General features: G+C 66.9%; 23 protein-coding genes. 11 read left to right on the top strand and 12 right to left on the bottom strand.

Annotation, left to right across the window (positions count from 1 at the left end; all coding sequences use genetic code 11):
* Positions 1-36: 36 nt before the first annotated feature.
* Positions 37-1,353: a glycosyl hydrolase family 28-related protein gene (locus tag FFS08_RS07105; protein ID WP_171012505.1), complete on the top strand. Its 1,317-nt coding sequence runs from the start codon at positions 37-39 to the stop codon at positions 1,351-1,353.
* A 98-nt stretch (positions 1,354-1,451) separates the two neighbouring features.
* On the opposite strand, the gene FFS08_RS07100 is transcribed toward FFS08_RS07105, so the two are convergent.
* The 4 genes from FFS08_RS07100 to fumC all read right to left on the bottom strand — a co-directional run bounded on the left by FFS08_RS07100 (position 1,452) and on the right by fumC (position 4,657).
* A complete protein-coding gene (locus tag FFS08_RS07100; protein ID WP_137862455.1) occupies positions 1,452-2,012 on the bottom strand; it encodes a hypothetical protein in 561 nt (186 codons plus the stop codon).
* A 22-nt stretch (positions 2,013-2,034) separates the two neighbouring features.
* Entirely contained in the window at positions 2,035-2,685 is a 651-nt protein-coding gene (gene gmk / locus FFS08_RS07095) for a guanylate kinase (protein WP_137862454.1), read from the bottom strand.
* Positions 2,686-2,735: 50 nt separating this feature from the next.
* Positions 2,736-2,930 (bottom strand): hypothetical protein, encoded by a 195-nt coding sequence (locus FFS08_RS07090; RefSeq protein ID WP_137862453.1) that lies wholly within the window; start codon positions 2,928-2,930, stop codon positions 2,736-2,738.
* Between the two features lie 338 nt (positions 2,931-3,268).
* On the bottom strand, positions 3,269-4,657 hold the full coding sequence (gene fumC, locus FFS08_RS07085) for a class II fumarate hydratase (protein WP_137862452.1): 1,389 nt from the start codon (positions 4,655-4,657) through the stop codon (positions 3,269-3,271).
* A gap of 122 nt (positions 4,658-4,779) precedes the next feature.
* Here fumC and FFS08_RS07080 point away from each other — a divergent pair, with 122 nt between their 5' ends.
* On the top strand, positions 4,780-5,436 hold the full coding sequence (locus FFS08_RS07080; RefSeq protein WP_137862451.1) for a PilZ domain-containing protein: 657 nt from the start codon (positions 4,780-4,782) through the stop codon (positions 5,434-5,436).
* Positions 5,437-5,476: 40 nt separating this feature from the next.
* Here the strand turns inward: FFS08_RS07080 and FFS08_RS07075 are convergent, their stop codons facing one another.
* A complete protein-coding gene (locus tag FFS08_RS07075; protein ID WP_086128528.1) occupies positions 5,477-5,965 on the bottom strand; it encodes an SspB family protein in 489 nt (162 codons plus the stop codon).
* 71 nt (positions 5,966-6,036) lie between these two features.
* On the opposite strand from FFS08_RS07075, the gene hisB reads away from it, so the two are divergent.
* The 7 genes from hisB to FFS08_RS07040 all read left to right on the top strand — a co-directional run bounded on the left by hisB (position 6,037) and on the right by FFS08_RS07040 (position 10,000).
* On the top strand, positions 6,037-6,624 hold the full coding sequence (gene hisB / locus FFS08_RS07070) for an imidazoleglycerol-phosphate dehydratase HisB (RefSeq protein WP_137862450.1): 588 nt from the start codon (positions 6,037-6,039) through the stop codon (positions 6,622-6,624).
* A 10-nt stretch (positions 6,625-6,634) separates the two neighbouring features.
* Positions 6,635-7,237, top strand: coding sequence for an imidazole glycerol phosphate synthase subunit HisH (gene hisH / locus FFS08_RS07065; RefSeq protein ID WP_137862449.1), 603 nt, complete (start codon positions 6,635-6,637; stop codon positions 7,235-7,237).
* Complete coding sequence (gene hisA / locus FFS08_RS07060) at positions 7,225-7,959, top strand: 1-(5-phosphoribosyl)-5-[(5-phosphoribosylamino)methylideneamino]imidazole-4-carboxamide isomerase (protein ID WP_249341064.1); 735 nt, start codon at positions 7,225-7,227, stop codon at positions 7,957-7,959. The genes hisH and hisA overlap by 13 nt, the downstream gene beginning before the upstream one ends.
* A 184-nt stretch (positions 7,960-8,143) precedes the next feature.
* Positions 8,144-8,914 carry an imidazole glycerol phosphate synthase subunit HisF gene (hisF, locus tag FFS08_RS07055; protein WP_137862448.1) on the top strand — a complete coding sequence of 257 codons (771 nt, stop codon included), beginning with the start codon at positions 8,144-8,146 and terminating at the stop codon, positions 8,912-8,914.
* A gap of 195 nt (positions 8,915-9,109) precedes the next feature.
* Positions 9,110-9,394: a PEP-CTERM sorting domain-containing protein gene (locus tag FFS08_RS07050; protein ID WP_078103271.1), complete on the top strand. Its 285-nt coding sequence runs from the start codon at positions 9,110-9,112 to the stop codon at positions 9,392-9,394.
* A gap of 36 nt (positions 9,395-9,430) precedes the next feature.
* The gene (locus FFS08_RS07045; protein WP_249341063.1) at positions 9,431-9,637 is read left to right on the top strand and encodes a hypothetical protein; all 207 of its coding nucleotides are present in this window, start codon (positions 9,431-9,433) and stop codon (positions 9,635-9,637) included.
* A gap of 45 nt (positions 9,638-9,682) precedes the next feature.
* Positions 9,683-10,000: a phosphoribosyl-ATP diphosphatase gene (locus tag FFS08_RS07040; protein ID WP_137862447.1), complete on the top strand. Its 318-nt coding sequence runs from the start codon at positions 9,683-9,685 to the stop codon at positions 9,998-10,000.
* A 347-nt stretch (positions 10,001-10,347) separates the two neighbouring features.
* Here FFS08_RS07040 and msrB read toward each other — a convergent pair whose 3' ends face one another.
* From msrB to FFS08_RS07020, 4 genes are all read right to left on the bottom strand, one after another.
* Entirely contained in the window at positions 10,348-10,833 is a 486-nt protein-coding gene (gene msrB / locus FFS08_RS07035) for a peptide-methionine (R)-S-oxide reductase MsrB (RefSeq protein ID WP_137862446.1), read from the bottom strand.
* Positions 10,834-10,912: 79 nt separating this feature from the next.
* Positions 10,913-12,154, bottom strand: coding sequence for a cytochrome P450 (locus tag FFS08_RS07030; protein ID WP_137862445.1), 1,242 nt, complete (start codon positions 12,152-12,154; stop codon positions 10,913-10,915).
* Positions 12,155-12,406: 252 nt separating this feature from the next.
* Entirely contained in the window at positions 12,407-13,639 is a 1,233-nt protein-coding gene (locus FFS08_RS07025) for an ABC transporter permease (RefSeq protein WP_137862444.1), read from the bottom strand.
* A complete protein-coding gene (locus tag FFS08_RS07020) occupies positions 13,636-14,562 on the bottom strand; it encodes an ABC transporter ATP-binding protein (protein ID WP_137862443.1) in 927 nt (308 codons plus the stop codon). Before FFS08_RS07020 ends, FFS08_RS07025 begins: the two co-directional genes overlap by 4 nt.
* 77 nt (positions 14,563-14,639) lie before the next feature.
* Between FFS08_RS07020 and queG the strand changes: the two genes are divergently transcribed.
* Entirely contained in the window at positions 14,640-15,686 is a 1,047-nt protein-coding gene (queG, locus tag FFS08_RS07015; RefSeq protein WP_171012504.1) for a tRNA epoxyqueuosine(34) reductase QueG, read from the top strand.
* Positions 15,687-15,950: 264 nt separating this feature from the next.
* On the opposite strand, the gene FFS08_RS07010 is transcribed toward queG, so the two are convergent.
* On the bottom strand, positions 15,951-16,328 hold the full coding sequence (locus tag FFS08_RS07010) for a hypothetical protein (protein ID WP_137862442.1): 378 nt from the start codon (positions 16,326-16,328) through the stop codon (positions 15,951-15,953).
* Positions 16,325-17,017: an EI24 domain-containing protein gene (locus FFS08_RS07005; RefSeq protein WP_137862441.1), complete on the bottom strand. Its 693-nt coding sequence runs from the start codon at positions 17,015-17,017 to the stop codon at positions 16,325-16,327. Before FFS08_RS07005 ends, FFS08_RS07010 begins: the two co-directional genes overlap by 4 nt.
* A 57-nt stretch (positions 17,018-17,074) precedes the next feature.
* Between FFS08_RS07005 and FFS08_RS07000 the strand changes: the two genes are divergently transcribed.
* The gene (locus FFS08_RS07000) at positions 17,075-18,073 is read left to right on the top strand and encodes an adenosine kinase (RefSeq protein WP_137862440.1); all 999 of its coding nucleotides are present in this window, start codon (positions 17,075-17,077) and stop codon (positions 18,071-18,073) included.
* Positions 18,074-18,160: 87 nt separating this feature from the next.
* Here FFS08_RS07000 and FFS08_RS06995 read toward each other — a convergent pair whose 3' ends face one another.
* On the bottom strand, positions 18,161-19,702 hold the full coding sequence (locus tag FFS08_RS06995; protein ID WP_137862439.1) for an amino acid permease: 1,542 nt from the start codon (positions 19,700-19,702) through the stop codon (positions 18,161-18,163).
* Positions 19,703-20,294 lie beyond the last annotated feature (592 nt).

Here is a 20,294-nt window from a genome sequence, read left to right as displayed (position 1 = left end):
TTCTTCATATGTTCCAATCGAACATGGAGAACATCAATGGCAAATATTCGATCTGATTTCGGAGCGGTTGGCGATGGACATCACGATGATACCGCCGCCTTCAAAAGGGCCATCGCAACTTTGCCCGGTGGCGCTACGCTATCGCTCGATCAAGGTAGCTTTCTGATTTCCGAAAGTCTCGTTTTCGAGAAGCCGATCCGTATTATCGGCACAACCCGGGAACAGAGCAAGATAATCTTCTCTCCGTCTGGGTCATATGTACAAAATGGACTGAACGAGAGAGTCGGATTCTGGTTCCTGCACGACAGTACGACTGTTCCGGAACATGGCGGCGATGCCCGGCGGAGCATTTTGTCGGGCCTGACACTCGTTGGCGCTGCAACACTATCCAACATGTCAGGGCTTCTGATTTCGGCACCGATATATTGCTACGAACTGAGTGTGGAGCAATTTGGCGGAGACGGAATTTCGATCCTGGCGGCGCAGACCGGCGATGCCGAAGCGCTGGCCGGCATGCCGGTTGGCAACGCGAACGGATCCTCCTTCATCAATTGCGAGGCCTTGCGCAACGGCCGCCACGGCTTTCACCTCCGCGGAAACAATGCGAACGCTTGCGTCTTGCTGGGATGTCGATCCCCGAGCAATGGCGCCTGGGGCTTCTGTGACGACAGCCTGCTGGGGAATAGCTATCTCGGCTGCGAAGCGGATAGCAATGACGAAGGGGGCTATTACTCCAATCCCGACAAGCCAATTCGCTCCACGTATCTGGGTTGCTACTCGGAAACCGAAACGCATTTCAGCATCGGCGCGTTGTGCACGATTGCCGGCTCCCAAGGCCTCTACAAGCCCGGTCGTGCCTCAGGGGGCATCGGCCTCTCGGGACTTCCGATTGGCGCCGCCTATTTGACGCAGCAACTCGTGATTGCCGCCAGCGACGATGTCGCCAATGCGCTTGGCCATGCTCCCTATGCAGGAAAGATGATCGCGGTCGGCGACGAAGGCATCGTGTATCGCGCCACTGCCGCATCACCCTATGTCAAATTGAATGGCGTTCTCTCGGCCAACTACACCGATTTTCTCAACGACGACCATCCGGTCATCCGTTTCCCCAACAGCGCCTTCACCGGAAACATTAGCCCCAAGCGACCGCATCTGCAGGAGGGGTTCACAACCGGCGGCAGCGGCAAATCGGGCATTGTCGGTGCCGGCTCCAACCCGCCAGGCTCAGGCACCTATGATCAGGGCGCAATCTGGTTGAACGATTCGCCGATCGCAGGCGGGAACATCGGCTGGGTGTGCGTGGTCGACGGGACGAACACCGCATGGAAGGCCTTCGGCGCGATCGAAGAATAGCCGATCCGTTCCTTCACCTGATCGCGGCGGCGTTCTTCCCCTTTCCGGCCGTCGCGGCCGGGTCCGAAACGTTACTCCCGCCGAGGCGGGAGCATCTTTCACTTTCCAACCGATACGGCTCGCGGCAAAGCCCAGGCGAGCACCGCGCCCGCCGCGATCCAGCTCGCCAGATCGCTTACCCAGAGATAGAAGAAATAGCCCCAGGGGGCATGGTTGAAGATCGGCTGGCCGAGATCGGAATAGGCAGTGACTGCCGCCGCCACGATCGCCACCAGCCTGAGCCGCCCCGCGAAATCATGTCCATGCGCCACCGCACGCAGCGCGAACCCGGCGAGCAGCGCGCAGACGATCGCCAGCACCAGCCCGCCGATCAGCGCGCCGCTGTCCGGCATCGCAAAGCCGCCGGTGTTGAACATCACCAGCGCCGTCGGCCCCTGGCCATAGAGCTGGGTGCCCTGCGGCGTGCCGGCCCAGGGGATCGGATAGGCGCCGCTGCCGAGCGGCCCCAGATGCTGGGCGAGCGCCGCCTGCACCGCAGCCGTCGTCGCCGCATCGGTCTGCGAAAGCGCGAGCAGGCTGAGGGGCGTGCCCCAGAAGACGAAGCCCACCAGCCACATGGCAAGCCCACCGAGCGCGCCGCCGAGTAACAGTCTAGCCATCAGTATCTCCCCTGTTGGGAGACTACTTCATCAACCCGCGGATGAATCCGATCAAGCCCGTCTGGCGCGAACGCTTCAGCCGCTCGGCATTCAGGATGGTGTGGACCGAGCGATAGCATTGGTCGGCATCGTCATTGACCAGCACATAGTCATAGCCGTCCCAATGGCTCACTTCGTTGGCGGCGCGCGCCATGCGGGCGTCGATCACTTCGGTCGTGTCGGTGGCGCGGTTGATCAGGCGCTGATGGAGTTCCTTGAACGACGGCGGCAGGATGAACACCCGCACCACGTCGCCGCCGGCGAGCTGGAACAGCTGCTGGGCGCCCTGCCAGTCGATGTCGAACAGCACGTCGCGGCCCGAATCGAGGATCGCCTCGACATGCGCGCGCGGGGTGCCGTAGCGATGGTCGAACACATGCGCCCATTCGAGGAACTCGTGGTTCGACACCATCTCGCGAAATTTCTCGAGATCGACGAAATTATAGTCGACGCCGTCCTGCTCCCCCGGGCGCATCGCGCGCGTGGTGTAGGAGACGGACATCTGGAGATGGTCGTCGGCGGCGAGCAGCTTGCGTGCGATCGTCGACTTGCCGGCGCCCGAGGGCGAGGAAAGCACGAACAACACGCCGCGGCGCTTGAATCCGTGCGGGTCGGTCTCGGTGCGATGGGGCATGGGCGCCTTTGGCTTGGGAGTCCCACCCGCGTCAAGTCATGCGAGTCGACTCAGGCGGGTGTGCGCATCCGCTGCGATATCCGGTGCGCGCCATAGGCGGCCGCGCCGAGCACGATCGCGGCGGGCACGATCTTCTTCGCCGCCTTCCAGGCCAGCACTCCGGCAACAGCGCCCAGCGCCCCGCCCTCACCGTCCCGGCGATCGATCCGGTTGCCGATCCAGCCTGCGATCACGTCGCCGATCATATACGCTCCCTTGGTGGTTACGCGGGAGCAAGCGATTGAAAGGGCCGGTTGTTCCGGAGGAATCAGCCGACCCCCGACCTCTGCGGTGCGATTGCCGGGTTCACCTGTCGTCCCATCCGTCATGCTGACTCCGGACTTGATCGGCGGTTGTCCCCTCGAGACAAGTACCCTCTTTCGTCATCCCCGCGCAGGCGGGGACCCAGGGTTTCTCCGCCGTGTCGCCCGTGACTCTGGATCCCCGCCTGCGCGGGGATGACGGCTATTGGACCATCCTTGTCCCAAGGGGATAAGCGCCAAACAAGTCCGGGGTGACAGGCGAAACAGATGGCGTGACGGACTCACCGCCCGATCATCGTCTCCGGGCGGACATATTTGTCGAACGTCGCTTCGTCGACCAGCCCCAGCGCCAGGCCGCTCTCCTTGAGCGTCAGCCCCTTCTCGTGCGCGTTCTTGGCGATCTTGGCGGCGTTGTCGTAACCGATCGCCGGCGCCAGCGCAGTCACCAGCATCAGCGAACGGTCGACCAGTTCCTTGATCCGCGCCTCGTTCGCCTTGGCGCCGTCCACCGCGCGCTCGGCGAAGCTCACCATGCCGACCGACATCAGCTCGATCGAGCGCAGCACGTTCGAGCCGATCAACGGCTTGAACACGTTGAGCTCGAAATGGCCCTGCATGCCGCCGACGGTGACGGCGATGTGGTTGCCGATCACCTGCGCCGCGACCATCGTCAGCGATTCGCTCTGGGTCGGATTGACCTTGCCCGGCATGATCGAACTGCCCGGCTCGTTCGCCGGCAGGTCGAGCTCGCCCAGGCCCGAGCGCGGGCCCGAGCCGAGCAGGCGGATGTCATTGGCGATCTTGGTGAGCGACACGGCCAGCGTGTTGCAGGTGCCCGACAGGTTGACCAGCTGGTCCTTGGTCGCCAGCGCCTCGAACTTGTTCGGCGCGGTCACGAACGGGAGCCCGGTGATCCTGGCGATCTCCGCCGCCACGTCCTCGGCATAGCCCGGGGGCGAGTTCAGGCCAGTGCCGACGGCGGTGCCGCCCAGCGCCAGCTTGAAGATGTCGAGCTCGAGCACGCTCTGGAAGCGCGCCTTCGCCGATTCGAGCATCGCGGCATAGCCCGAGAATTCCTGGCCGAGCGTCAGCGGCGTCGCGTCCTGCAAATGGGTGCGGCCGATCTTGACGATGTGGTCCCAGGCCTTGACCTTGGCTTCGAGCGACGCATGCAGCCGGTCGAGCGCCGGGTAGAGCTTCAGCGTCACCGCACGGGCCGCGGCGATGTGCAGTGCGGTGGGGAACGAATCGTTCGACGATTGCGCCATGTTGACGTGATCGTTCGGATGGATGGGCGACTTGCCGCCCTTCTTGCCGGTCAGGATCTCGTTGGCGCGGCCGGCGATCACTTCGTTGACGTTCATGTTGGTCTGGGTGCCCGAGCCGGTCTGCCAGATCACCAGCGGGAACTGGTCGTCGAGCTTGCCGTCGACGATCTCCTGGGCGACCTGGTCGATCACCTTGGCGATCTCGGGGTCGAGGCCGTGCTTCACGTTCACCCGCGCCGCGGCCTGCTTCACGATCGCCTGGGCATGGACGATGCCGAGCGGCATGCGCTCCATCTCGCCGAAGGGGAAGTTCTCGATCGAGCGCTGGGTCTGCGCGCCCCAATAGGCATCGGCGGGAACTTCGATCGCGCCGATCGAATCGGTTTCAGTACGGGTGGTCACGCTGGCTCTTCCTCTTGTCCGTTCCGCGCTCCCCTAGCCCCTGCGCCGCTGCGATTCCAGCGCTCCGGGATTCTGCGGCGGCGTTAACCGGGAGTGCGTTCTTCGCCGGCTAGAAGCGAATCATGTACGTTGATGCGTCCATTGCTGCCCGCGCGGCGAAAGAACGCCTGCCGCGCAAGAACCTGTTGCTCGCCGCCACGATCGAGGCGGACGGGCTCAGGGTGCCTGTGCGCATCCGCAATCTCTCCGAGGGCGGGGCGATGGTGGACGGATCGGTGCTTCCCCGCGCCGGAACCCTGCTGACTCTCACCCGCGCCGAGATCGAAGTCGGCGGCCGGGTCGTGTGGCAGACTCAGGGGCGTTGCGGCGTCGCCTTCGATACCAGCGCGATTACCGTCGACGAATGGGTCTCCGGCAATCGCGTCGCGAGTTTCCAGGGGCATCGCGGCCAGGCCCGGGTCGATGCGATCCAGCAGGCGGTGCGCAGCGGCGATGCGCTGCCAGCGGAACCGGCCGCGGCCACCGCTGCACCGGATCTCGCCAATCTCGGCACGCGCCTGGTCGAGGAAATCTACCATGTCCGCGAACTGCTCGACCGGCTGGGCGAGCAGCTGATCGACGATCCGCACGTGATCGCCACGCATATGGCGTCGCTGCAGAATCTCGATCGCGCCAGCCAGATCCTCGACCATCTGGGCGCGATCCTGGGCGCCGACGACCCGGCCGCCGCCGTGGACGCGGTGGCGATGCAGGAACTGCGCGCACGGCTGTTGCGCTGATACCGGCTGCGACACGCACCGGCCGGCGCTGCGCGCCCGCCTATTTCTTCCGCTTGAAGTCCACCGAGACGACGTTCGAGCCGTCCTCTACCGGCTTGGCCGGCGGCTCGTCATTCTCGGCCTCGTCGTGCTGCGGCTCGGGCTCGTCGCCGCCATCGGCGGCCTGGAAGCGCAGTTCGAAGTTCACCGCCGGATCGTGGAAGCCGGTGATCGCCGAGAACGGGATGTTGAGCATCGCCGGCACCTGATTGAAGCTCAGGCCCACCGAGAATTTGTTGTCGTCGACCTTCAGGTCCCAGAATCGATGCTGCAGGACGATGGTCATCTCGTCCGGGAAGCGATCGATCAGCCGCTGCGGGATGTCGACTCCCGGCGCGTGCGTCTTGAAGGTGATGTAGAAATGATGCCCGCCGGGCAGGTTTCCACCCGAATCGGCGACCGAGCCGAGCACACGGCCGACCACGGCGCGCAGGGCTTCCTGCACGATCTCATCATAGGGAATCAGGCTGTCAGGCACGTTGCCGGTCATCCCCCTTGGGTAGCGTACCGGACAGCATGGTCAAGATTGCATGCGCAGCAACCATCGCTATGTGGGACGCCATGCGCACCGCCACAGTGAGCCGCAAGACGAGCGAGACCGCCGTCGACGTCACCGTCAACCTCGACGGCACCGGCGCCTATGCCATTTCCACCGGGATCGGCTTCTTCGATCACATGCTCGAGCAGCTCAGCCGCCATTCGCTGATCGATCTCGACGTGAAGACGGTGGGCGACCTGCACATCGACCAGCACCACACGGTCGAGGATACCGGCCTGGCGATCGGCGAGGCGATCGCGAAGGCGCTGGGCGACAAGAAGGGCATCCGGCGCTATGCCGACGCGCTCTCGCCGATGGACGAGACGCTCGCCCGCGTCGCGGTGGACATTTCCGGGCGCCCCTATCTCGTCTGGAAGACCGAATTCAGCCAGAAGCGCCTGGGCGAGATGGACACCGAGATGTTCGAGCACTGGTTCCATTCCTTCGCCCAGACTGCCGGGCTGACGCTCCATATCGAGACACTTTACGGCACCAACAACCATCATATCGCCGAAGCCGCGTTCAAGGGCCTGGCCCGCGCGCTGCGCGAGGCAGTGGAGATCGACCCGCGCAAGGCGGGCGTGGTGCCGAGCACCAAGGGCGTGCTGTGACGGTGACGCGATGAGCATCGCCCTGATCGACTACGGCGCGGGCAATCTCCACTCGGTCCACAATGCGCTGAACGCCGCTGGCGCGACGGGCATCGCCGTCACCGCCGATCCCGATGCCGTCCGCAAGGCCGATCGCATCGTCCTGCCCGGCGTCGGCGCATTCGGCGCGTGCGCGGCGGGACTTCGCGTCATCCCCGGCATGGTCGAGGCGCTCGACACCCGCGTCCGTGGACAGGGCGCCCCGTTCCTGGGTGTCTGCGTCGGCATGCAGCTGATGGCCGATGCGGGCGAGGAGATGGGCACGCATCCAGGCCTTGGCTGGATCCCCGGCACCGTCCGCGCGATCGCGCCCGCCCCCGGCATCCGCGTGCCGCACATGGGCTGGAACGACGTCGCCCCCGCCGCCCCGCACCCGCTGATCGAAGCCGGCCAGGCCTATTTCCTCCACAGCTTCGCCTTTACCGGCGAGCATGTGCTTGCCACCACCGACCATGGCGGCCCGGTCACCGCGGCGATCGGCCGCGACAACATGATCGGCGTCCAGTTCCACCCCGAGAAAAGCCAGCGCTACGGCATCGCGCTGATGGAAAGGTTCCTCCAGTGGCGCCCCTGATCCTCTTCCCCGCCATCGACCTCAAGGGCGGCCAGGTCGTCCGCCTGGCCGAGGGCGACATGGCCCGCGCCACCGTCTATGGCGACGATCCCGCCGCCCAGGCCGAACTTTTCGCGAATGCCGGCGCGGAATGGCTGCACGTCGTCGATCTCGACGGCGCCTTCGCCGGCGAATCGGTCAACGGCGGCGCCGTCGCCGCGATCCTCGAGCGCTTCGGCGGGCACGTCCAGCTGGGCGGCGGCATCCGCAACCGGGATTCGATCGAGCGCTGGCTCGACCTCGGCGTCCGCCGCGTGGTGATCGGCACGGCCGCGCTGGAGAATCCCGACCTGGTCCGCGAAGCGGCGCGCGACAATCCCGGCCGCATCGTCGTCGCCGTCGATGCCCGCGACGGCATGGTCGCCACGCACGGCTGGGCGGACGTGTCGGACGTGGCGGTGGTCGACCTCGCCCGTCGCTTCGAGGATGCCGGCGTCGCCGCGCTCCTCTTCACCGATGTCGGCCGCGACGGGCTGCTGAAGGGCTGCAACGTCGAAGCGACTGTCGCCCTCGCCCGCGCCGTCGCGATCCCGGTCATCGCCAGCGGCGGCGTCACCGACATCGCCGACATCCATGCGCTGCGCCCGCACGTCGAAGACGGCGTCGAGGGCGTGATCACCGGCCGTGCGCTCTATGACGGCCGGCTCGACCTCAAATGGGCGATCGAGGTGGGCAAGGCATGACGTTCGCGCAGCAACGCGGCGACGCGGCGATTCGGTTCACGCGGAGACGCGGAGACGCGGAGACCAGGTTGGGCCGCACCAGCAGCCCCTTCTCGCGTCCGCACGCCGGGAACCTCGCGCCAGCCAGCGCGGCTGACGCCGCAAGACGGTCCGCATCCTCCGCGCCTTCGCGGGAGCGGATCGCATGACTGTCCGCGCCCGCGTCATCCCCTGTCTCGACGTCGCCAATGGCCGAGTCGTGAAGGGCGTCAACTTCGTCGATCTGGTCGATGCGGGCGATCCCGTGGAGCAGGCGCGCGCCTATGACGCCGCCGGCGCGGACGAGCTCTGCTTCCTCGACATCACCGCCAGCCACGAGGCGCGCGGCACCATCCTCGACGTGGTGCGCCGCACCGCCGAAGTCTGCTTCATGCCGCTCACCGTCGGCGGCGGCGTGCGCAGCGTCGAGGATGCCCGTGCGCTGCTTCTCGCCGGCGCGGACAAGGTCGCGGTCAACAGCGCCGCCGTCGCCCGCCCCGAAGTCGTCGCGGAGATCGCCGAGAAGATGGGCAGCCAGTGCGTCGTCGCCTCGGTCGATGCGCGCCGCACCGCCAATGGCTGGGAAGTCTTCACCCATGGCGGCCGCAAGCCCACCGGCATCGACGCAGTGACGCATGCGCTCGCGCTCGCCCATCTCGGCGCCGGTGAGCTGCTCGTCACCTCGATGGACCGCGACGGCACCCGCGACGGCTACGACCTGGAGCTGATCCGCACGATCGCCGACCGGGTGACCGTGCCCGTGGTCGCCTCGGGCGGCGTCGGCAACCTCCACCATCTGGTCGAGGGGATTCGCGACGGCCATGCCAGCGCGGTGCTGGCAGCCTCGATCTTCCATTTCGGCGAGGCCAGCATCGCCGATGCGCATGCCGCGCTGCGCGAGGCGGGCATTCCCGTGCGTTCGCCTGCCTATGCCTGATATTGCCGGCGCGCCGGCATGTGGAGCCAGGCACGGATTCCAGCGGATGCGATAGCGGCGACCGACGTCGGTTAGCTTTACATTCACTATTCGCCGCACCCGCTTCTTAACCATCGCAGATCGCGGAAAACCGCGCCATCGGCGAAGCGGCTGGTTTCTTGCTCTCTCTCGGTAATCACAAAAGAGGGAAAGACGATGATCCGCAACTTCGCCAATCTGGCCGCATTCGGCCTTGTCGTTACCCTGTCCGCCACGCCCGCCTTCGCCATGGACAAGCCGCCCACCGATCCGGGCAGCCCTTCGTCGAGCAGCAGCAGCGGTGGCACCAGCAGCAGCGGCGGCACCAGCAGCGGCGGTACCACCAGCAGCAGCGGCGGCTCGGGCGGCCCCACTTCGATCCCGGAACCGGGCATGCTCGGCCTGTTCGCCCTCGGCACGATCGGCGCGTTTGCCGCGCGCCGGGCCCGTCGCCGCAGTTAACGATTTGTCGGGGCGTTGCGGCTAAGCTCGCTTCCCATGCGCAACGCCCTGCTTCCCCTGCTGCTGCTACTCGCCGCGATGCCGGCGCTGGCCGCCGACGAGCCGCCGCACACCGGCCGGGCCGGCACCCGCTCGATGCCCGAGCTTTCGGACCTGGCGCTCGCCGCCTGCGCCGTAGGCGGCGTGTGGTTCGTCCGCAGCCGGCTGCGCGCGCGCTTCCGCAAGGCCGCGCCCCGCGATTGAGGCCCGAGGATTGACAGCCGCCCCCGCCTCCCCCAGCCGGGGACCATGGCCGACTCCCTAGACGCTCTCGAAGCGGTGATCCGCGCCCGCCGCACGGCGAGCCCCGACAGCTCCTATGTCGCAAAGCTCGCGCATCGCGGCCGCGCCAAGATCGCGCAGAAGCTGGGCGAGGAAGCAGTGGAGACCGTCATCGCCGCGATCCGGGACGATCGCGAGGAACTGACCAAGGAAGCCGCCGACCTCGTCTTCCATCTGCTCGTGCTGCTCGCCGATGCCGGCCTGGGCCTGGACGACGTCCGTGCCGAGCTCGCCCGCCGCGAGGGCGTGTCAGGGATCGACGAAAAGGCGGGACGTTCGGCCTAGGCTGGGGACTCATATTCCTTCAATCGTCATCCCCTTCCCTCAATCGTCATCCCCGCGCAGGCGGGGATCCAGGGTAATGCGGGATATCGGCACCACCGCGCGAACGCCGTCCGGAGAGGGCAGGACCCCGCCACCTCGGCTCCGCGCCTGGCCCTGGATCCCCGCCTGCGCGGGGATGACGACAGAAAATCAGATACTTGCTTGGGTTCTCAACCTAGGCCGGAAACTCGGTCGAGATCCGGTCCGCTTCGTCGTCCCCTGCCCGCACCGCCCCCTCTTTCTTCATCGTCCTCGCGGAGGCGAGGATCCAGGACAACGCGCGCAGTGGATACGGAAGTCGCGAGCGACTATCCCTTCGGCACGAACGCCAGCGCTACGCCGTTCATGCAATAGCGCTTGCCGGTGGGCCGGGGGCCGTCGTCGAAGACATGGCCGAGATGTCCGCCGCAGCGGCGACACAGCACTTCGGTGCGGCGCATCCCCAGCGAATTGTCGGCACGGGTGATCACCGCATTGGGCAGGGGTTGCCAGAAGCTCGGCCAGCCGGTGCCGCTGTCGAACTTCGTCGCCGCGCTGAACAGGGGCAGCGCGCAACCGGCACAGGCGAAGGTGCCGGCCCGGTGCTCCTGGTTGAGCGGGCTGGAAAAGGCGTATTCGGTCGCGCCCTGGCGGAGCACGCGATAGGCAGCGGGGCTCAGCCGCTTGCGCCACTCGGCATCGCTGAGCGTGAACTCGAACTTCTGCGCGGCCCGGGCAGGGGCGCCGCCGCCGCACGCGGCAGTGAAGACGCCGATGCCGGCAACGGTGAGAAAGGCGCGACGGTCGGTATGCATGACGAACCTCTCGTTATTGCAACGATATAGGTTCGCACGAAGGCAGGGAAAAGTTGCACCCCTCCCGCAATCCGCCGTTTCAATAGCGCGACAGCTCCACCGCCATCTTCTTGTAGCCATGGACGAAGCAGGCCGCGACGCGCTCGGGCTCGCGCAGCACGTTCACGCGCAGGCGGCGCTTGGCCATTTCCTCCATCAGCACCCCGATCTGCAGCTCGGCGAGCCGCGCGCCCACGCAACGATGGATGCCGTGCCCGAAGGCGAGGTGCCGCCGCGCATTCTCGCGGTCGACAATGATCCGGTCGGCATCGAGGAAGATGCTCTCGTCGCGATTGGCCGAGAGATACCAGAGGCCCAGCTTGTCGCCGGCGCGGATCTTGTGGCCGTCCAGCTCGGTATCCTGGGTCGCGGTGCGGCGCATATGGGCGAGCGGCGTCTGCCAGCGGATGATCTCCTGCGTGGCGTTGCCGATCAGGCCCGGATTCGCCTCGAGCTTGGCGCGCTCGTCGGGGAATTGCTCGAGCCCCCAGGCATAGGCGCTCATCGAATTGCGGGTGGTGTCGTTGCCGCCGACGATCAGCAGGATGAGGTTCCCGAGGAACTCCATCTGGTCCATGTGGCTCATCGCGTCGGAATGAATCATCATCGAGATCAGGTCCGGCGTGGGCTCCTTGCCGACCTTGCCCTGCCAGAGATTGCCGAAATAGGCGGCGCATTCGAACAGGATCTCCCGCCGCTCCTCCTTGCGCACCGGATCCTTGGCGATCTCGATATCGCCCGCCCAGTCCGACCAATAGGTCAGCTTGCGCCGGTCCTCCCACGGGAAGTCGAACAGGATGGCGAGCATCTGGGTGGTCAGCTCGATCGAGACCTGGTCGACCCAGTCGAACTCGGTGCCCACCGGCAGCGAATCGAGAATCTCGGCGGTGCGCGCGCGGATATTGTCGGTCATCCGCACCATCTCGCTCGGCGTGAAGGCGGGGGCGACGGTGCGGCGCTGGTCGGTGTGCTTGGGCCGGTCCATCGCGATGAACATCGGCATCTTGATGTCGCCTTCCTGCATATCGGCGATGGTGATGCCGCCGGCCTCGGACGAGAAGATGTCGGGCAGCGATTCGACCTGGACGATCGGCTTGTAGGTGGCGATCGACCAATAGGGGCCGAAGCCGCTGTTCTCGCACCGATAGATGCCGCCGCGGGCGCGCAGTTCGCGAAAGGGTGCGTGCCAGACATCGTCGCGGTACAGTTCGGGCCGGCTCACGTCGAGCGGATCGACGGCCTGGGTTCCGGGAGCTTCGGTTTGGGTCGCGAGCGTCGCCATGCTGCCTCTCCTGCCTTTTGCAGGGAGGAAACGCCTAATTGACAGAAGTGTCAATAGTGAGAAATGGTCGGGACAGGGGCATTGCGCAAATAGTCGTCATCCCCGCGAAGGCGGGGATCCAGGGCCAGGCGCGGAGCCGGTGTGGCAGACCCCGTCCTCTCCGGACGGCGTTCGCGCGGTGGCGCCGATATCCCGCACTACTCTGGATCCCCGCTTTCGCGGGGATGACGGGTTCGTTGAATAGTCCTGATCCTAGGCCGTTGCCTCGATCTTCGTGCGGCGCTTGGGGCTGCCCGATTTGAGCACGCCGCGGCGGAACACGCGGGCGCCCACCGTGATGATGATCGCGACCCACAGCGCCTGCCAGCCCAGCGCGACCAGATGCGGCCAGATCGTCGGCGAGCTGCCCGCCAGCCCGATCATCGTGAAGGGCGAGCTGAACGGGAAGATCTGCGCCGCCGTCTCGATCCAGCTGCCGGGCCGCGTCGCCGCGCCGAGCGCCAGGCCGAACATCATCATCTGGAAGATGGTGATCGGCAGCGACAGCATCTGCAACTCGCGCTGGGTGGAGGTCAGCGCGCCGATGCTGAGGAACATCGCGCCGAGCAGCATGTAGGACATGGTGAAATAGGCAATGAACAGCAGCGCATAGGTGGGCGCGCCGATCGCCGCGACCAGGCTGGGGAAGCTGCCCGCGATGTCGGGCGGGAGCAGCCGGGTCGCGTTGATGATGATCGTCGCCCAGAACAGCACGAACAGCACCGCGGCGCCGAACATGCCGATCAGCTTGCCGAAGAACACGCTCTCCAGCGGCACGGCCGCCGCCAGGATCTCGATCACCTTGTTCGAGCGCTCCTCGGCCATGGTGCCCACGGCCTGGCCCGAGAGGAAGAGCGTGAGGAAGAACATCGCGAACACGCCGATCGAGGCGGCCTGGCCGCGCCCGCTGGGCGAGCCCTGGCCGCGCTTCACCACGGTCTTGGTGACGGTGCTGGTGGGGGCGGCGCTGCCCAGCTTCTGCGCGCGCAGGCTCTGCTCGGCCAGCTGCGCGAGGAACCGTGCCTCGGTCGCTCCGCGGTGGACATAGAGCACGTCGGGCTTGTCGAGAGGGCCGTAGAGCACCGCCGCCGTATCGACCTTGTCGCTGTCGAAATAGGCGCGCGCCTGGGCGGCGGGATCGCCGGTCGGCGTCTCGATCGTGAGCGGGGGCGGCATCAGCTCGCTCTTCTTGGGGAAGAGCTTGCGGAGCTGCCGGTCGGTCTCGATCAGCGTCGGCGCCTGGGCGGGCGGCGCGATCACCACCATCCGCATCTGCGAATCGTCGCCGACGATCGACTGGGCCCCGATCCCCCCGACCGTGCCGAAGCCGATCATCAGCACCGGGGCGAGCAGGAAGAGCAGGAAGGTGGGCGTGAACACCGTGGCAGTGAAATCGCGGCGCGCGACGGTCAGCGCCTGGCGCAGCATGCGCGAAAACTTGCTCACGCCGCTTCCTCCTGATCCTTGAGGGCGTCCGCGCCGACGATCCTGACGAACGCGTCGTGCAGGCCGGGCCGCTCGATCGACAGGCCCGAGACGCCGTATCCGCCGTCGATCAGCTTCACGAGCAGCGATTCGACGCCGCCCCCGGGCAGAGTGAAGCGCCAGCCATCGCCTTCGCGCTCGGCATCGGCCGGGAGCAGTGCCCGGGCCCCTTCCACATTGTGGTGCGGCGTGTAGTGCGCCTTCATCGGCAGCAGCGCCCGGGCGTCGTTCACCGTGCCCTCGAAGCGCACCTTGCCGCCGGCGATGATCGACAGCCGGTCGCACAGCCGCTCGGCATGGGCCATGACATGGGTGGAGAAGAGGATCGTCGCGCCGCGATCGCGCTCGGCGCGGATCAGCTTTTCGAGCTTTTCCTGATTGACCGGATCGAGGCCCGAGAAAGGCTCGTCGAGCACGAGCAGCTCGGGTTCGTGGACCACCGAGCCGAGCAGCTGGACCAGCTGCGCCATGCCCTTGGAGAGCTTGCGGATCTTCTCGTCCTTGGCGTGGCCGAGGCCGGCATTTTCGAGCAGCGTGTCGGCGCGCTTGCGCCCCGTCGCCCAGGGCAGGCCGCGCAGCGCGCCCATGAACGCGATCGCCTCGCGACACTTCATGTTGGGATAGAGGCCGCGCTCCTCGGGCAGATAGCCGACCAGGTCGCTGGCGTCGCGCGGATGGGCGCGGCCGAGCATGTCGCGATCGCCCTCGTCCGGCTCGATGATGCCGAGCAGCATGCGCAGCGTCGTGGTCTTGCCGGCGCCATTGGGGCCGAGCACGCCGTAGACGAGCCCCTTGGGAACCGCGATGTCGACGCCGTCGACGACGCGCCGATCCCCGAAATATTTGACGAGCCCCCGGGCGCTCACGGCCAATTCGCCAGTCAAAAAAGAGTCCCTTCCTTCGTGCCTCGGCGGGGCCGAGGGCGGTGCCGCAAGCCGCGGAAACGTGGTAGCGGGTCGGCGTGGAACAGCACAAGCCACTGGAAGCACGAATAAAGGCCAAAGCGGCGGAAATCGGGTTCGCCGATTGCGGGATCGCGCGCGCCGATGCCGCGCCCAGAACCGCCGAGCGATTGCGCCAATGGCTCGAAGAGGGGCGCCACGGATCGATGATCTGGATGGAAGAGCGCGCGCATCACCGCGAGCGCCCCGCCGGCCTGTGGCCGGAAGTGCGGACGGTGATTTCGCTGGGCATGAGCTATGCGCCGCGCACCGATCCGCTCGCCCTGGCGGGGGAAAGCGGGATCGGCCGCATCTCCACCTATGCCCAGGGCGCCGACTATCACGACGTGATGAAGCGCCGGCTGAAGGAGCTGGGACGCTGGCTGGTCGCGGCCGCGCCCGGGGCGGAACTCAAGGTGTTCGTCGATACCGCGCCGGTGATGGAGAAGCCGCTGGCCGAGGCGGCGGGACTGGGCTGGCAGGGCAAGCACACCAATCTGGTGAGCCGCACCCATGGCAGCTGGCTGTTCCTCGGCGCGATCTACACCACGCTCGAACTGGCGCCCGACGCGCCGGTGCGCACCACTTGCGGCAGCTGCGACGCCTGCCAGACGGCGTGCCCGACCGATGCGTTCCCGGCGCCGTATCGGCTCGATGCGCGGCGCTGCATTTCGTACCTGACGATCGAACACAAGGGGCCGATCCCGGAGGAATTCCGCGCGGGCATCGGCAACCGCATCTATGGCTGCGACGATTGCCTGGCGGTGTGTCCGTGGAACAAGTTCGCGCAGGCCGCCCAGGCGAACCTGGCCTTCCTGCCCCGCGCCGAGCTGACCGCGCCGGCGCTGGCCGATCTGCTCGCGCTCGACGATGCAGGGTTCCGCGAAGTGTTCTCGGGCTCGCCGATCAAGCGGATCGGACGCGACCGGATGATGCGCAACTGCCTGATCGCGGCGGGCAACAGCGGCGACGCAGCACTGATGGAGCCGGTGCGGGCGTTGCTGGAGGACGCCGACGAGACGGTGCGCGAAGCGGCTGCCTGGGCGTTGGCGAGGCTGGCCGCCTGAATTCCTCCCCTCGGCGATTATTCCCTGGGGACAGGAAGCATCCGATAGCGATTATCCCAGCTCCACGCCGATCCGCCGCTCTTCCACCGCCATCCCCGCGCAGGCGGGGATCCAGAGCCAGGCGCGGAGCGGAGAGTGGCGAGCCCCGTCCTTTCCGGACGGCGTTCGCGCGGTGGTGCCGATATCCCGCATCACCCTGGATCCCCGCCTGCGCGGGGATGACGGGGTTCGCTGGATGAGTCTCTACCCTAGATCAGCGCCGGATCAGCGCCCGCCGCTGAGCGCGGAGACGCAGCTCGCCTCGTCGATCGGGCGGCCGTCGCGCTGGCGGGCGTCGATGTGCGTGACCACCGGCTCGCCGCGGCCCTGGGGATAGAGATAGGTGTCGAGCACGCAGACCGGGCCTGCGAACTGGAGCTTGCGGGCAGTGCCTTCGCTCATGTCGAGCTGCGGCTTGCCGAACTGGGCAATCAGCCGCGGAGCGGTGGCGCCCCGCAGCGCGGCCAGGCTGGGGGGCAGCGACGGGCTCGGCGCCGGCCGTGCGCTCGGCACCGGGACATAGCCGGCGCGCGGCGGCGGAATCACGCCGCCTTCGCCACAGGCGCCGAGCGCCAGCGTTCCGATCAGAATGAGTTTCTTCATGCCCGCCTCCCGCGGTGAAATGCATGGGTGGCCATCGCGGCTCCGAGCACCGGGGCGACCAGGTTCAAAATCGGGACGAGGAACAGCGCGGTGCCCGCTGCACCCAGCGCGAACCGGCTGATGCCCGTGCGCCGGCGCCAGCCGCGCAGTTCGTCGCGCGGCATGTGCCGCGCCGCGACCATGTCGCCCAGGTCGCGGCCGAGCAGCCAGCCATTGACCAGGAAGAAGGCCAGCGCCGTGCCCACCCCGGTGACCAGCAGGATCAGATAGAGCGGCGACAGCAGCAGGTTCACCCCGATCAGCCGCAGCGCCGAACCCAGGCCCATCGCCAGCGCGCGGCCCAAGGGCAGGTCGTGCGCCTGGGCATGGGCGCCGGGATAATATTTCTTCTCGACCGCGGCGACCACCTCATCGGCGAAGACGCCGATCACGGCGACGGCGATCGCGCGGAACATCAGCCAGTGGAAGAATATCACCAGCACGATCGTGCCGATGTCGGCAAAGGTGTCCGAACCGCTCCAGCCCCCCAGCCAGGCCGCGATTCCGTCCGCCAGCGCGTGCATGCCGAACCACAGGCCGATGCTCGCCGCGACGAACAGCACCAGGGTGAGCAGGACGGATTTGAGGAAGACGGCGAGTATCGGCCGGTCGAACAGCTGCCCCAGCGACAGGAAGAAGGCCTGGATCATTGCGCTATCCTTTGCCCGTCATTAGGGCGGCGACGCAATCTTTTTGGAGCACCAAGTTTGACCAGCCCGACTTATGACGTCGTCGCCATCGGCAACGCGATCGTCGACATCCTCGCCCAGGCGGAGGACAGCTTCATCGAGGAGATCGGCGTCGCCAAGGGCTCGATGCAGCTCATGTTCTCGCCGGAAGAGGCCGATGCGCTCTATGCGAAGATGGGCCCGGGCCGCGAGATCTCGGGCGGCTCGGCAGCGAACACGGTGGCGGGCATCGCCGCGCTGGGCGGCAGGACGGCGTTCATCGGCCAGGTGGCGGACGACCAGCTCGGCCAGGTGTTCGCCCACGACATCCGCGCCGCCGGCGTCGATTTCGACACCGCGGTGCGCCCCGGCCAGCCGACCACCGCGCGCTGCCTGATCTTCGTGACGCCGGACGGCCAGCGCACGATGAACACCTTCCTCGGCGCCTCGCAATTCCTGCCGGCCGCGGCGCTGGACGAGGCGCTGATCGCCAATGGCGCCATCCTGTATCTCGAAGGCTATCTGTGGGATCCGGAAGAACCGCGCGCCGCGATGCGCAAGGCGATCGAGATCGCCCGCGCCGCCGGCCGCAAGGTGGCCTTCACGCTGTCCGACGTCTTCTGCATCTCGCGCCATGGCGACGATTTCCGCAAGCTGATCGAGGACGGACTGATCGACATCCTGTTCGCCAACGAGAACGAGCTGCTGGCGCTGTGCCAGCACGAGGCGTTCGAGGCGGCGGTGCAGCACCTCCACGGCAAGGTGCCGGTGCTGGTCGTCACCCGCAGCGAGAAGGGCGCGATGGCACTGGTCGGTGCCGAGCGCGTCGAAGTGCCGGCCGAGCCGATCGCGCGGCTGGTCGATACCACCGGCGCGGGCGACATGTTCGCGGCCGGCTTCCTCCATGGCCAGGCACGGGGGCATTCGGTGAAGGACTCGCTGCGCCTGGGCGCACTCTGCGCGGCCGAGATCATCCAGCACTATGGCGCCCGCGCCGAAGTGGACCTGAAGGTGCTGGCGGAAGAGAAGCTGGGCTGAGCCTGCCGGCTCGATATCCGAAGCGGCAAAAGAAAGGGCCGGAGGATCGCTCCTCCGGCCCTTTTCTCTTGCCTCGAGATCGGCGCCTCAATGGGTGCCCGGCACCTCGGGCTTGATCTCGGTATAGGCCTCGTGCTCGGGCACGTCGATGATCCCGCGGCCGACATGGCTGCGCGAGCGGCTGTAGCCGAAATAGACCACCAGGCCGATCACTGCCCAGGACAGGAACAGGATGATGCTCTTGTGGTCCAGGCTGACGAACAGATAGAGGCAGCCCAGGATCGCGATCGGCGCGGTGACGAACACGAACGGCGTCTTGAACGGCCGCTTGCGGTCCGGATCGGTCTTGCGGATCACCATCACCGCGATCGACACGGCGGCAAAGGCGAAGAGCGTGCCCGAGTTCGAGATGTTGGCAAGCTGGCCGACCGGGAAGAAGGCGGCGAACAGCGCCACGGCGACGCCGGTGATGATCGTGATCACGTGCGGGGTGTTGAAGGTCGGGTGGATCTTCGAGAAGGCGGCGGGGAGCAGGCCGTCGCGGCTCATCACGAAGAAGATGCGGGTCTGGCCGAACATCATCATCAGGATGACCGAGGGCAGCGCCAGGCCGGCGGCGAGGCCGAGCAGGTTGCCGATCTGCGGCCAGCCGATCTCGCGCAGGGTGAAGGCCAGCGCCTCCTTCGAGCAGACCACGTCCTTGAAGCCTTCGGCGGCGCGGGTGGCGCACTGGGCGGCGAGCTCGCGGCTGCCCGGCTCGAGCGCATGGCCCGCGGCATCGAGCACCGGCTGGGTGCTGAGGCCCGGCGCGCCGATCACGCCGGCGGCGACGAGCAGGTAGAAGATGGTGCAGATGGCGAGGCTGCCGATCAGGCCGATCGGCATGTTGCGCTGCGGGTTCTTGGTCTCCTCGGCCGCGGTCGAAACCGCGTCGAAGCCGACATAGGCGAAGAAGATCGACGCCGCCGCCATCGAGATGCCGACAAAGCCGGTGGGCGCGAAGGGCGAGAATTGCGCGCCGTTCATCACCGGCACGGCCAGCACGATGAACGCAGTGAGCGCAGTGATCTTGATCGCGACGAGGATCGCGTTGACCGTGGCGCTCTCCTTGGTGCCGATCACCAGCAGCCAGGTGACCAGGCCCGCGATCAGCATCGCCGGCAGATTGATCAGGCCGCCGTCGAACGGACCGGTGACCAGCGAAGCGGGTATGTCGACGTGGAAACTGTGCTCGATCAGGCCGATCACATAGCCGGACCAGCCGACCGAGACCGCTCCCGCGGCCACGGCATATTCGAGGATCAGCGCCCAGCCGACCATCCAGGCGATCAGCTCGCCCATCACCGCATAGCTATAGGTATAGGCGGAGCCCGATACCGGCACCATCGACGCCATTTCGGCATAGCAGAGGGCCGCGAAGGCGCAGACCACGCCGGCGATGATGAAGCTGACCATCATGCCGGGCCCGGCGCGTTGCGCGGCTTCGGCGGTGAGAACGAAAATGCCGGTGCCGATCACCGCGCCGATGCCGAGCATGGTGAGCTGAAAGGCCCCCAGCGAGCGGTGGAGCGATTTTTTCTCGGCAGTGGCGAGGATGGCATCGAGTGGCTTTACGCGCCCGAAGATCATTGGATGGTCCCCTCGACGGCGGTTCATTCCGCCGCCCCTTTTAGATGAAAGCGCGGAGCCTAGCCGCAAAACCGGGGGAGGCAATGCTTTAGTGCCGGCAAGCGCCGCTTTGGCGCGCGAATGCGGCGAGTCGCCGCGCTGCGCCGGGGACGATGGGAACGAATCCCGGTCGAGGACGGATTGCCATTTGCAGTTAGGCACGACCGTTTCCGCAAATGGTTCGTCACCCCGGCCCCGTGCCGGGTTCACCCCGCCGCGGTGCCACGCCGCGAATCTCCCGCCCTATGCCTGGCGCGCAGTGGACCCCGGAACCAGTCGGCGATCATCCCCTTCAGACAGGGATGATCCAATAGCCGTCATCCCTGCGCAGGCGGGGATCCAGGGCCAAGCGCGGAACGGGTGTGGCGGGTCCTGTCCTCTCCGAAGAGCGTTCGTGCGGTGGCGCAGATATCCCGCGTTGCCCTGGATCCCCGCCTGCGCAGGGATGACGGGGTTTGCTGAACGAATCCCGCTCTAATGCGCGGCGGCGCGCGAGAAGAGGTTCATCACCAGCACGCCGGCGATGATCAGCGCCATGCCGAGCAGGGCGGGC

The organism is Sphingomonas sp. 1F27F7B (assembly GCF_005503355.1).
Taxonomy (GTDB): domain Bacteria; phylum Pseudomonadota; class Alphaproteobacteria; order Sphingomonadales; family Sphingomonadaceae; genus Sphingomonas.
The sequence above is the reverse complement of the archived record's forward strand: the minus strand, read 5'-3'. Positions and strand labels throughout refer to the sequence as shown.